12 protein-coding genes are annotated in these 12,965 nt (G+C 45.4%); all 12 read left to right on the top strand.

The window, feature by feature from the left end; translation table 11 throughout:
• Positions 1–48 precede the first annotated feature (48 nt).
• The 12 genes from rlmD (at position 49) to BEL05_RS04435 (ending at position 12,907) form a co-directional block, all read left to right on the top strand.
• Positions 49–1,383, top strand: coding sequence for a 23S rRNA (uracil(1939)-C(5))-methyltransferase RlmD (gene rlmD, locus BEL05_RS04490; protein ID WP_069670416.1), 1,335 nt, complete (start codon positions 49–51; stop codon positions 1,381–1,383).
• A 156-nt stretch (positions 1,384–1,539) separates the two neighbouring features.
• A complete protein-coding gene (gene relA / locus BEL05_RS04485) occupies positions 1,540–3,744 on the top strand; it encodes a GTP diphosphokinase (RefSeq protein WP_069670415.1) in 2,205 nt (734 codons plus the stop codon).
• A 79-nt stretch (positions 3,745–3,823) separates the two neighbouring features.
• Positions 3,824–4,621, top strand: coding sequence for a nucleoside triphosphate pyrophosphohydrolase (gene mazG, locus BEL05_RS04480; RefSeq protein WP_069670414.1), 798 nt, complete (start codon positions 3,824–3,826; stop codon positions 4,619–4,621).
• A 110-nt stretch (positions 4,622–4,731) separates the two neighbouring features.
• Positions 4,732–6,369 carry a CTP synthase gene (gene pyrG / locus BEL05_RS04475; RefSeq protein WP_028765279.1) on the top strand — a complete coding sequence of 546 codons (1,638 nt, stop codon included), beginning with the start codon at positions 4,732–4,734 and terminating at the stop codon, positions 6,367–6,369.
• A gap of 131 nt (positions 6,370–6,500) precedes the next feature.
• The gene (gene eno, locus BEL05_RS04470) at positions 6,501–7,802 is read left to right on the top strand and encodes a phosphopyruvate hydratase (RefSeq protein ID WP_069670413.1); all 1,302 of its coding nucleotides are present in this window, start codon (positions 6,501–6,503) and stop codon (positions 7,800–7,802) included.
• 102 nt (positions 7,803–7,904) lie between these two features.
• Positions 7,905–8,207: a cell division protein FtsB gene (ftsB, locus tag BEL05_RS04465; RefSeq protein ID WP_028765281.1), complete on the top strand. Its 303-nt coding sequence runs from the start codon at positions 7,905–7,907 to the stop codon at positions 8,205–8,207.
• Between the two features lie 55 nt (positions 8,208–8,262).
• Positions 8,263–8,967 carry a 2-C-methyl-D-erythritol 4-phosphate cytidylyltransferase gene (ispD, locus tag BEL05_RS04460; RefSeq protein WP_069670412.1) on the top strand — a complete coding sequence of 235 codons (705 nt, stop codon included), beginning with the start codon at positions 8,263–8,265 and terminating at the stop codon, positions 8,965–8,967.
• A 47-nt stretch (positions 8,968–9,014) separates the two neighbouring features.
• Positions 9,015–9,500 carry a 2-C-methyl-D-erythritol 2,4-cyclodiphosphate synthase gene (gene ispF, locus BEL05_RS04455; protein WP_028765283.1) on the top strand — a complete coding sequence of 162 codons (486 nt, stop codon included), beginning with the start codon at positions 9,015–9,017 and terminating at the stop codon, positions 9,498–9,500.
• A 9-nt stretch (positions 9,501–9,509) separates the two neighbouring features.
• Positions 9,510–10,565, top strand: coding sequence for a tRNA pseudouridine(13) synthase TruD (gene truD / locus BEL05_RS04450; protein WP_069670411.1), 1,056 nt, complete (start codon positions 9,510–9,512; stop codon positions 10,563–10,565).
• Positions 10,562–11,311 carry a 5'/3'-nucleotidase SurE gene (gene surE, locus BEL05_RS04445; protein WP_069670410.1) on the top strand — a complete coding sequence of 250 codons (750 nt, stop codon included), beginning with the start codon at positions 10,562–10,564 and terminating at the stop codon, positions 11,309–11,311. The genes truD and surE overlap by 4 nt, the downstream gene beginning before the upstream one ends.
• Positions 11,308–11,943: a protein-L-isoaspartate(D-aspartate) O-methyltransferase gene (locus tag BEL05_RS04440; RefSeq protein WP_069670409.1), complete on the top strand. Its 636-nt coding sequence runs from the start codon at positions 11,308–11,310 to the stop codon at positions 11,941–11,943. Before surE ends, BEL05_RS04440 begins: the two co-directional genes overlap by 4 nt.
• A gap of 67 nt (positions 11,944–12,010) precedes the next feature.
• Positions 12,011–12,907, top strand: a complete 897-nt coding sequence (locus BEL05_RS04435; RefSeq protein ID WP_069670408.1) for a peptidoglycan DD-metalloendopeptidase family protein — start codon at positions 12,011–12,013, stop codon at positions 12,905–12,907.
• The last annotated feature ends 58 nt before the right edge of the window (positions 12,908–12,965 follow it).

Raw genomic sequence — 12,965 nt, 5'->3', positions numbered from 1 at the left:
AGACTTTGGGCAGTGTTTTCTAGTATTTTTATCGATTTAGAGGCCTCAATGGCGCAATTTTTTAAAGCTAAACCCAATAAATCTAAGCAAACCTTTGCTAAGCAACAGTTTGAGATAGACCATTTAGATCATCTTGGCGCTGGGGTTGCGAACCACCAAGGTAAGGTTGTTTTTATCGCGGGTGCGCTGCCAGGCGAAATGGTTTCCGCACAAATTGTTGAGCAGAAAAAGCGTCATGCTAAGGCTAAGCTATTAAAGGTGTCGCAGCCTAGTGAACATCGTATTACGAGCTCATGCCAGTACTATGGCAAATGCGGTGGCTGTGATCTGCAACATTTGGCCATAGATAAGCAGCGAGAATACAAGCAAGCTTCGCTTGTGACTTTGGTTGATAAAATGGGCAAGACACAAGCGCGTCAAATAGTGCCTGCTTTAGCCGGCGAGCCTTGGCAATACCGACGCCGTGCAAGGTTAGCGACAAATTATGACCGCGATACTAAACAAATTAGTCTAGGTTTTCGTGCGTTAGCGAGTGCCAACGTTGTTAACATTGCACAATGCCCGGTGCTCGAAGCTGAGTTGTCGGCACTGATCGCTCCGCTTAATCAGAGCCTAAATCAACTAGCAGGGAAACGTACTTTAGGCCATGTAGAACTTATTCGCGTTGAGTCTGGCACTTTTGTTGTTATACGCATAACGCAAACCTTGTCGGCGGGAGACATTGAACGTTTAAAGGTATTTGAAACTGAGCATCAGGTATCTCTACAGCTGCTCAGCGACCATGGGCAAATGACTGGGCTAACCCAGCAAGAGTTGCAACCTTGCTACACCTTGGATGATGGCAGCCAACTGAGCTTTTCTGCCGGTAATTTTATCCAGGTTAATGGGGTCATGAATCGCAAAATGATTAATCAAGCCATAGAATGGCTAGATGTAAAGGCGGGTGATCGGGTCTTGGATCTCTTTTGTGGGGTGGGTAACTTTACCATTCCGATTGCCAAAACGGGGGCGGAAGTTGTCGGTGTAGAAGGCGTGGTCGAGATGGTAGAGCAGGCTAAATTGAACGCGCGACAAAGCGGCGTCGCAGACACGCCTTTTTATCATGCCGATTTGAGCGCTGATGTTTCAGAACAACCTTGGTTGGGACATATCGATAAGTTATTGCTCGACCCTGCTCGGGCTGGCGCATTTGAAAGCCTGCAGTGGCTTAAAAAGATGAAACCTAAATCGGTCGTCTATATCTCTTGTAACCCGGTTACGTTGGCACGAGATTGCGAACCGTTAATTAAGCAGGGGTACCAGTTAAGTAAACTGGGATTGATTGATATGTTTCCGCAAACCCACCATATCGAGGCGATGGCGTTGTTTGAGTTAGCTAAATAGCACCTAAAAAGGCCCAAATGGATAAAATGTCGGCGTTTGTTAATTGACAATAGTGGTGGAAACCGCAAGATAGTGGCTTGGTTGTTATTGACCTCAGCGCATTGATTCGATTGGTTACTTTTTCGCGCGAACCTAAAGCAAAAGGACACTCAATAGATGGTATCTGTTAGAGAAGCACATTTTAACGACAAAGATTTTCAATTAACCGAGTGGGTTAATCGATATATCGATGATGAAAACGAAGCCAGCACGTTACTTGAACTGATCAAGCAGGTTGAGGCGCTCGTCGTGAAAAGTGGCGCTAAGGATACACTTCTAAATATACGTGCTCGAGAGATGATAGAGATCCTCGCACCGCTCAATATGGACATTGAAACGCTGCAAGCGGCAGTGCTTTTTGTGGTGCTTGATGCCGAACTGATAACGCTGGAACAGATTGAGGAGCAGTTTGGTCCCAAATTGGTCGCCTTGGTCAACAGTGTGGTGACGATGAATGCTATTGGTGCGCTTAAAGTAAATGAGCAAAGCCGTAATGCGGAGCCACAAATTGATAATATTCGCCGGATGTTGCTGGCGATGGTTGAAGATGTTCGTGCCGTGGTGATTAAGCTGGCAGAGCGTATCTGTTTACTCAGAGAGGTCAAAAATGCCGACGAGGAAACGAGGGTGTTGCTCGCCAGAGAGATCGCCGACATCTATGCGCCATTGGCAAACCGTCTAGGGATTGGACAGTTAAAATGGGAGCTAGAAGACATCTCCTTTCGCTACCTTCATCCAGATACCTATAAAGAGATTGCCAAGCAACTTGATGGGAAACGGGTAGACCGAGAGATCTTTATCGACAATTTTGTCAGTCAGTTGCAGAAACGCCTTGATGATGACCACATTCGTGCCAAGGTCTATGGCCGTCCTAAACATATCTACAGCATCTGGAAAAAGATGCGCGGTAAAGATCTTAAGTTTGATGAGCTGTTTGACGTTCGCGCAGTGCGTATTGTCACCGACCGCCTGCAAGATTGTTATGGTGCATTGGGGGTTGTCCACACGCTTTGGCACCATATCCCGAAAGAGTTTGACGACTATGTGGCCAACCCTAAACCTAACGGCTATCAATCTATTCATACCATAGTGGTTGGCCCCGAGGGCAAAACTGTTGAGATTCAAATTCGTACTGAGCAGATGCATGAAGATGCAGAGCTTGGGGTAGCCGCTCACTGGAAATATAAAGAGGGCGCCACCGGCAAGCAAAGTGGTTACGAGGAAAAGATCAATTGGTTGCGTAAAATCTTGCAGTGGCAAGAGGATGTTGCAGAGAGCGGTAACTTGGTCGATGAAGTTCGCAGCCAAGTGTTTGAAGACCGCGTCTATGTATTTACCCCAAATGGCGAAGTCATCGACTTACCCATGGGCTCAACGGTACTCGATTTCGCCTATTATATTCACTCCCATGTTGGCCATAAGTGTATTGGTGCCAAAGTCGATGGACGTATTGTGCCTTTTACTTATCAGGTGGAGACTGGCGAACGGATTGAGATCATTACCTCGAAACATCCTAACCCAAAACGCGATTGGTTAAATCCCAATTTGGGTTACATTCGCACTTCGCGTGCTCGCTCTAAAATTCAGCACTGGTTTAAACAACAAGATCGGGACAAAAATATTGTTGCGGGACGGGAAATGCTCGAAGCCGAACTGTCACGCAGTGGCTTAACGATTAAAGATGCCCATAGCGCGATAGAACGCTTTAACATGGTGGGGATGGACGACCTGTTGGCTGGCATTGGTGGTGGCGATGTTCGCCTAAACCAAGTGGTCAATCATGTGCAAAGTCGCATGCGGATTAATGAGGTGACCGAAGAGGAAGCACTTGAAGATCTGTTAAAGAAAAACCATGCGCGTTCGACCAATAAAGGCAAAGGTCAGGTTGAGGTCAACGGCGTGGGCAATTTGATGAGTCATATTGCTAAATGTTGTCAGCCGGTTCCGGGTGATGAGATTTTTGGTTTTATTACCAAGGGGCGTGGTATTTCTGTGCATCGTGCCGATTGCGAACAGGTTAAAGAGCTGATGCGCGTCCAGCCTGAACGCAGTGTGGATGTCGTCTGGGGCGAGAACTATTCCGGTGGCTATAAACTACGGATTAGGGTGCTGGCCAATGACAGAAGCGGCTTGTTGCGTGATTTGACCTCAGTGTTGGCAGCCGAGAAATCAAATGTCTTGGCAATGAGTTCGTCGTCAGATGTGAAAACTCAAACCGCGGCCGTCGAATTAGAGCTAGAGTTGTACAATATTGACGGTTTATCACGCGTGATCTCGAAATTATCTCAGGTCGATGGCGTGCTAGAAGCAAGACGTTTATAAGCAAGCGTTATTATACGTGCAACGAGTCATTATCCTAAAAGGCGGCGCAAGCCGCTTTTTTAATGAAAAAGGTTAACCCATGAGTAATGATATCAACCATCTGCTAAATATTATGGCAAAGCTACGCGACCCAAAAAGTGGCTGCCCTTGGGATCTAGCACAAAATTACCAATCAATCGTGCCGTTCACTCTCGAAGAGGCTTATGAGGTCGCCGATACTATAGAACGGAATGCACTAGATGAATTGCCTGGTGAGTTAGGTGACCTGTTATTTCAAGTGATCTTCTACTGTCAGCTGGGTAAAGAGCAGGGCTTGTTTGATTTTGCTGTAGTGGTTGATAAAATTTGTCAAAAATTGACTGAACGTCATCCCCATGTATTTGGGCCGATGGTGGCTGCGTCTAGTCAAGAGGTAAAGCAGTCCTGGGAGCGTATTAAATCAGTTGAGCGAGCAGGGCGCTCCTTACATTCTGTATTGGACGATATTCCGCTTAATTTACCGGCGCTGAGCCGCGCGGCCAAAGTTCAACGCCGCGCTGCAACAGTTGGGTTTGATTGGGATGAGCTTGAACCTGTGGTCGGCAAGATCCACGAGGAGATAGTTGAGGTACTTGATGAAGTTAATGCGGCCGAACAGGACCAACAGAAGATAACGGATGAGATGGGCGATCTACTTTTTGCCGTGGTCAATTTGGCGCGTCACCTGAAAGTGGAACCCGAGCAGGCACTGCGCCGCGCGACCACTAAGTTCGAACGCCGTTTTCGTGGTGTTGAAGCCTTAGCCAATGCGGCTCAAAAACCGATGGCGGCACACTCTTTGTCTCAATTAGACGCTTATTGGGATCAGGTCAAGCGAGAAGAAAGTGCAAAAGAGTAAAATATATCGCTGAGTTTGTTTGTCGAATCCGATAGGCTTTGGTATAATATTGCCCCGTCCTAGTGCTTTCATACAAGCACATATTTCCAACTCATTTTCTCAGGTTCAGCATGACTACAAGGTATATCTTCGTTACTGGTGGCGTGGTTTCATCACTAGGTAAAGGCATTGCAGCAGCATCATTGGCGGCAATTTTAGAGGCTAGAGGCCTTAACGTAACCATTATGAAGCTGGATCCCTATATTAACTTGGATCCAGGTACCATGAGCCCAACACAGCACGGTGAAGTTTTCGTGACTGAAGATGGTGCTGAGACTGACCTCGACTTGGGTCATTACGAGCGCTTCATCCGTACTAAGATGAACCGTCGTAATAACTTTACAACGGGTCGTATCTATTCTGAAGTGTTGCGTAAAGAGCGCCGCGGCGACTATTTGGGTGCAACCATTCAGGTTATTCCGCACATTACTAATGCGATCAAAGAGAAAGTTCTTGAAGGCGGCGAAGGACATGATGTTGCTATCGTAGAGATTGGCGGCACAGTCGGTGACATCGAGTCTCTACCATTCCTTGAGTCTATTCGTCAGTTGGGTGTCGAGCTAGGACGTGAGCGTACCCTATTTATGCATTTGACCTTAGTGCCTTTCTTAGGTGCTGCAGGTGAAGTAAAGACAAAGCCGACACAACACTCTGTAAAAGAGTTGCGTTCTATCGGTATTGCGCCTGACGTGTTGGTTTGTCGTGGAGACCGTGCTATTCCATCAAATGAAAAAGCGAAAATTTCGCTTTTCTGTAATGTTGAAGAGCGCGCGGTTATCTCACTGAAAGATGTGGATAGCATCTATAAGATCCCAGCATTGCTTAAAGCTCAAGGTCTTGATGACCTAGTGACTAAGCGTTTTGGTATCGATTGCAAAGAAGCCGACCTGTCAGAGTGGGAAAACGTTATCTATCAAGAAGCGAACCCTACTGGCGAAGTCACTATTGGTATGGTTGGTAAGTATATTGAACTGCCAGATGCCTATAAGTCAGTAAACGAAGCCTTAAAGCACGCTGGTTTAATTAACCGTGTGTCGGTAAACATTAAGTATATCGATTCACAAACGGTTGAAGCTAAGGGTGAAGAAGTACTGCAAGGACTCGACGGTATCCTTGTTCCTGGTGGTTTTGGTGAGCGTGGCGTAGAAGGTAAGATCTTTGCGGCTAAGTTTGCTCGTGAAAACAATCTGCCTTATTTCGGTATCTGTTTAGGCATGCAAGTGGCACTGATTGAGTTTGCTCGCCATGTTGCTGGATTAGAAAATGCGCATTCAACCGAGTTTAATAGAGAGACACCTCACCCAGTTGTGGGCTTGATCACAGAATGGATTGACGAAGAAGGTAATATCGAACAACGTCATGAAGCATCTGATTTAGGTGGCACCATGCGCTTAGGTGCGCAGCTTTGTCATCTTATCGAAGGAACCAAAGCCGCGGCAGCTTACAAGGGCTTAACCTGTGTAGAGCGTCACCGTCATCGTTACGAAGTGAACAACACGTACAGAGAACGTTTAGAAAAAGCTGGCTTAGTATTTAGTGGTCTATCTTCTGACCGTCAGCTTGTAGAGATGATTGAGCTCCCTAACCATCCTTGGTTTGTGGCAGGTCAATTCCATCCTGAATTTACATCAACACCTCGCGATGGCCAGCCATTGTTTGAAGGTTTCGTTGCTGCAGCCGCCGCGTACCAAAAACGCGATTTGGGCTAATATTTAAACAAGAGCCGCTTCCGAGTGTCGGAGGCGGCTTTTTTGTTTCAGATGATGTAAATTTAGCGATAACAATTTTAGTTTTGCATTAACTTTTAAACTTAAATCTTAAACTTAAAGTCGAGGAAATTATGGCTAAAATTATCAATGTCATTGGTCGTGAGATCATGGATTCACGCGGTAACCCAACGGTTGAAGCGGAAGTTCATTTAGATGGCGGATTTGTTGGTATGGCTGCTGCACCGTCTGGTGCATCTACAGGTAGTCGTGAAGCACTAGAACTGCGTGATGGCGATAAAAGCCGTTACTTAGGTAAAGGTGTATTGAAAGCAGTTGAAGCTGTCAATGGTCCTATTGCAGACGCGTTGATGGGCAAAGATGCAACTGCGCAAGCAGAACTAGATCAAATCATGATTGATTTAGACGGCACAGAAAACAAAGCTAAGTTTGGCGCAAACGCTATCCTGGCAGTTTCTCTTGCGGCAGCTAAAGCGGCTGCAGCGTTCAAAGGTGTCCCTTTATACGCTCATATTGCTGATCTAAACGGTACTTCAGGTGTTTACTCTATGCCGTTACCGATGATGAACATCATTAATGGTGGCGAACATGCAGATAACTCTGTTGATATCCAAGAATTTATGATTCAACCTGTTGGTGCTGCTAACTTCCGCGAAGGCCTACGTATGGGCGCAGAAGTATTCCACAGCTTAGCTAAAGTACTTAAGGCTGATGGTCACTCTACAGCTGTTGGTGATGAAGGTGGCTTCGCGCCAAACCTACCATCAAACGCATCTGCTTTGGCAGCAATTAAAGTTGCTGTGGCAAACGCAGGTTACGAGCTAGGTAAAGACATCACACTAGCGATGGATTGTGCAGCCTCTGAGTTTTATGACAAAGAAGCCAACATCTATGACCTTAAAGGTGAAGGTAAGAAGTTCACTTCAGAAGAGTTTAACTTCTTCCTACAAGACCTAACCAAAGAATACCCAATAGTTTCTATTGAAGACGGTCTTGATGAGTCTGATTGGGATGGTTTCGCACATCAAACTAAACTAATGGGTGATAAAATCCAATTAGTTGGTGACGATCTATTCGTAACAAACACTAAGATTTTGAAGCGTGGTATCGACAACGGTATTGCTAACTCAATCTTAATCAAGTTCAACCAAATCGGTTCATTGACTGAAACTTTAGCAGCTATCAAGATGGCTAAAGATGCAGGTTTCACTGTTGTTATCTCTCACCGCTCAGGTGAAACTGAAGATTCAACTATTGCTGATTTAGCTGTGGGTACAGCTGCTGGTCAAATCAAAACCGGTTCTTTAAGCCGTAGTGACCGTGTTGCTAAATACAACCAGCTACTTCGTATCGAAGAGCAGTTAGGTGAAAAAGCCCCTTACAATGGTCGTTCAGAGATTAAAGGCCAAGCATAATTGGTTAATTAGTCGATAAATTGTGAAAAGGCCACCACTTGGTGGCCTTTTTTGTTGTAATATCGGTTCATTCTTTCCAACAGTGATATAGCCCATTAAAGGATGAAGCGTCTTCTACTTGCCATGATTGTTCTGCTTGGTCTACTTCAGTACCGACTCTGGCTGGGACAAAATAGCTTGCCTGAATCATTTCAGTTGCAAGAGCAAATTCATTTGCAGCGCCAAAGCAATGCCAAGCTGATTGAACGCAATCAAGTACTAAAGGAGGAGATTATCGATCTTCGACGTGGTACAGAAGCGCTAGAAGAGCGTGCGCGTAACGAATTGGGCATGGTCAAGCAAGGCGAAACCTTTTTCCGCGTAGTAGGTGAACCGCAGCGAAATGCTGATATCAATAGAGAGTAATGTTTAACTCTATATCCATTTCCCCTGAATCACAGTATGAGATGAGCGTTGATTAATGACAAACGTGATTAAACAATTAGTGGCAATCGTGCCTGCTGCAGGAATTGGCAGCCGCATGGGTGCTGAAATGCCTAAGCAGTACCTAATGCTCAATGGGCAACCCATATTGGGTCACACCTTAGATATACTGCTCACTCACCCTCGCATAGGTCGGGTGATCGTAGCACTTAGTCCAGACGATACTTACTTTCAAGCGCTTGCTCAGTCTAAACATCCCAAACTTGAGCGCGTGATTGGTGGCAATGAGCGTGCAGACTCCGTACTTGCAGGGCTTAACATAGTGGCTGGCGGCTGGGCATTGGTTCACGATGCCGCGAGACCTTGCTTGACATCTGGCGATATAGACAAGCTTATTATGGCCGCTGAGCAAGCACCTTTAATCAATGATGTCCCACAAGGTGCTATTTTAGCCATGTCAGTGCGAGATACCATGAAGCGTGGTAATGCCGACGGCCAAATAATGGCAACAGTCTGCCGTGAAGCACTTTGGCATGCGTTAACGCCGCAGCTATTTCCAACCCTGCAATTGCGTGACAATCTGACCAACGCATTGGCCGCTGGTGCTACCATTACCGATGAGGCATCAGCAATGGAATGGGCAGGTATGACACCATCATTAGTTGCTGGTCGCGGCGATAACATTAAGGTGACTCATCCTGATGACCTTCGTCTGGCGGCACTCTTTTTAAATAACAAATAAATTATAACGATTAGGCTCAATCTCGAGCCAATCAAACAGGTACTAAAATGAATATTCGTATAGGGCATGGTTTTGATGTACATAAATTTGGTGGTGAATTGCCCCTTATTTTAGGTGGCGTTGAAGTACCCTATGAGACGGGTTTAATCGCACATTCTGATGGTGACGTGGTATTGCATGCGATTAGCGATGCCATATTAGGTTCAGTCGCCTTAGGAGATATAGGTAAACACTTTCCCGATACGGATGCCAATTATAAAGGCGCTGACAGTCGAGTATTACTGCGTCATTGTTATCAGTTGGCAGCAGACCTGGGCTATCGCCTCGGCAACCTCGATGTAACCATTATTGCGCAAGCGCCTAAGATGTTACCCCATATAGAAGCAATCAGAGCCTGTTTAGCTGAAGATTTACTTAGTGATGTCGATGCCATAAATGTCAAAGCAACGACCACTGAAAAACTTGGTTTTACCGGTCGTAAAGAGGGCATTGCGGTAGAAGCCGTTGTTCTGATGACCAAAGACGTTAAGTAAGAGAATTTTATGACCCCTTTATTTTATCTTCATGGCGAGCCTAAAGCGACAGCCGATCTGCGCACGCATAATAGTGACTTTATCGTTCAAGAAATTCTGCCTTTTTTGCCCACAGGCGAAGGCGAACATCATATGCTGCATATTCGTAAAGAAGGTCTAAACACCGCAGATGTGGCGCAGCAATTATCGACTTTTGCTGGTGTACACCCTAAAGAGGTTACCTTTGCTGGAAAGAAAGATAAGCATGCACTGACAGAACAATGGTTCGGTATTCGTATCCCAGGTAAAGAGACACCGGATTGGGAGGCATTAAATAGCGAGCAGTTGACCGTGCTCAGTAGCAGCCGACATAGCAAAAAATTACGTACAGGTGCATTGGCTGGTAACCGCTTCACGTTAACCTTGCGTGCGGTATCTGATATCGAGGATGTGATTAATCGCATCGCGTCGATAAAGCAAATCGGTGTGCCTAACTATTTTGGTGAGCAACGCTTTGGCCATGATGGGAAAAACCTTATTTTTGGTCGCCAAATGCTTGCGGGTAAAAATGTTAAAGATAGAAATAAGCGTAGCATGTATCTATCTGCGGTACGTTCACACCTTTTTAATGAAATGGTGTCGACACGACTTGAGACTCACGGATTGACTAAGCTGAATGGCGATTGCGTAATGTTAGCGGGCAGCAAAAGCTATTTTGTCGCTAACCCATGGGATGATGAACTCAATCAGCGACTGCACAGCAAAGATATTCAGCTTTCTGCCCCGCTTTGGGGCAGAGGAAGCGCTTTGGCACAAGATGAAGCACTCGTTTTTGAAAGCCAAGTGGCCAGCAGATTTGCTGAAGACTGTGACGGGTTAGCGCAGGCTGGGCTGAATCAAGAACGTCGAACTTTACTGCTTGAACCTCAACACTTTAGCTATGAAGTGGAGGGGGATACTTTGATATTAAAATTTGCTTTGCCAGCGGGGTGTTTTGCAACCTCGCTAATCAGAGAGCTTGTTAACTACCAAGATGTGAACGAGCGTGAGTTTAAGGCGCGTCGAGCAGAGCGAAATCAAGCATGATAAATATACTTGTTAGTAATGATGATGGCGTTACAGCACCAGGTATTGCTGCACTGTCTCAAGCTCTATCGACAGATTATCAAGTCATGACCGTTGGGCCAGATCGAAATTGTTCTGGGGCCAGCAACTCATTAACCTTGACTAACCCTTTGCGAATTAATAAGTTAGATAACGGTTATATTTCGGTCAGCGGCACACCAACCGATTGTGTGCATCTAGCAATACGTGAGCTTTATAGCGAAGAGCCTCATATTGTTGTCTCAGGTATCAATGCTGGTGCCAATATGGGCGATGATACGCTCTATTCTGGGACTGTTGCTGCGGCAATGGAGGGGCGATTTTTAGGCTTGCCAGCCATTGCTATTTCACTTGTTGGCCGAGATCTCAAGCATTACGACACCGCAGCCTACTATGCAACTAAGTTGGTGGCCCGGTTGATTGATATGCCAATAGCACAAGATCAAATTCTCAATGTGAATGTGCCAGATTTACCGCTAGGACAAATTAAAGGTATCAAAGTGACGCGCTTGGGCGCGAGGCATAGAGCCGAAGGTATGATTCGTACGCAAGATCCAGCTGGCAAAGAGATATTTTGGTTAGGACCGCCAGGTGAAGAGCAAGATGCAAGTGAAGGCACCGATTTTCATGCCGTGGCAAATGGGTACGTATCCGTTACTCCTTTAACCGTCGATTTAACGGCATATAATCAGATTTCTACTATGAAACAATGGATAGAGCAACTATGAGCGGAGTAGCCAGCACATCGGCACTGAATTTAGCCAGAGGCCTGCAAGGCGTTGGTATTAACGATACGAATGTGTTGTCTGCTGTGGCTAATACACCCAGAGAGTTGTTTCTTGATGCTGCATTAGGCCATAAAGCCTATGAGAATACCGCGCTACCCATTGGGCAGGGGCAAACTATCTCCCAGCCTTATATTGTGGCCAGAATGACCGAGTTGCTACTTGAGTCACAACCTAAACGGGTTCTCGAGATTGGGACTGGCTCAGGTTATCAAGCTGCCATCTTGGCACAGCTTGTCGATGAGCTTTGCACAGTAGAACGAATCAAAAGCTTGCAAATTCAAGCTAGACAGCGTTTAAAACGCTTAGATTTGCATAATGTTTCATTTAAGTATGGCGATGGTTGGCAAGGTTGGGCCAACAAGGGGCCTTTCGACGCGATTATGGTTACCGCTGCTGCCAGCAGGGTTCCACAGGCATTGTTGGAGCAACTTAGTCCAAATGGCGTGTTGATCATTCCGGTTGGGGAACATACACAGCAGTTACTTCGGGTGACACAAACTGACTCTGGTTTTCAGTCAGAAACCATTGAGATGGTCAATTTTGTGCCGCTAGTCAATGGTGAGCTTGCATAGCGAGTTAATCCATGGGTATTCTAATTAACGATACAGGTGAGGGAATCGCGTGTTAACAAGCTCAAGGATGAACTCATCTCATCTCCTTATTGCCATCATTATATTGCTTTTAGCTGGCTGCAGTTTTAGGGCTGATACACCTGCACCTGTCGTTAATGTTAATTCACCCGTAAAAAAATCCTATAGTAAGGGTGGTCTTACCTCTGATCGCTATAAAGTAAGAAAAGGCGATACGCTTTACTCGATTGCGTGGGCGGCAAACAAAGATTTTATTGATATTGCTAGGAATAACAGGCTGAAAGAGCCATTTACTATCTATCCTGGGCAGGTGTTAACCCTTAAACTGAAAAAGCCTGTTACAAAAGCGAGTAAGCAGAAATCTAATGCAAACAGTCAATCTAAAGTTGTATCAACAAAACATAAAAGTGATAAAAAACAGAATATTAACAGTAAACCTAAGCCTGTCGCCCAAAAAGTGACACCGTCAAAAAAATCACTTGATCAAGGTCACGTAAATGCGTACGCTGTAACAAGTGGTCAACAAGTTGTTAACGATGTTGTCCACAAACCGAAAGCGGCGTTACCCCAAAAGGTTTATAGCTGGTATTGGCCAGTCAAAGGCAAGCTTATCGGTACTTTCTCTGCCACAGAGCAGGGTAATAAAGGAATTAAGATCGCTGGATCTCGCGGAGATCGCATTCAAGCAGCAGCAGATGGAAGAGTGGTTTATGCTGGAAATGCGTTGAGAGGTTATGGCAATTTGGTGATTATTAAGCACAGTGATGACTTTCTAAGTGCTTATGCTCATGCAGATAAGATTTTAGTTAAGGAAAAGCAATTTGTTACGGCAGGACAAACTGTAGCAAGTATGGGACAAACAGGTACAAATAAAGTGATGTTGCATTTTGAAATCCGATATCACGGTAAATCTGTAGACCCACTTAGATATTTGCCTAAAAAATAATTATTTTAGGAGCCATTTTGGCAATTGGAGGATAGAACGGTGCAGTAATTTATTAAGT

The sequence above is a fragment of the Shewanella colwelliana genome (genome assembly GCF_001735525.1).
Taxonomy (GTDB): domain Bacteria; phylum Pseudomonadota; class Gammaproteobacteria; order Enterobacterales; family Shewanellaceae; genus Shewanella; species Shewanella colwelliana.
The sequence above is the reverse complement of the archived record's forward strand: the minus strand, read 5'-3'. Positions and strand labels throughout refer to the sequence as shown.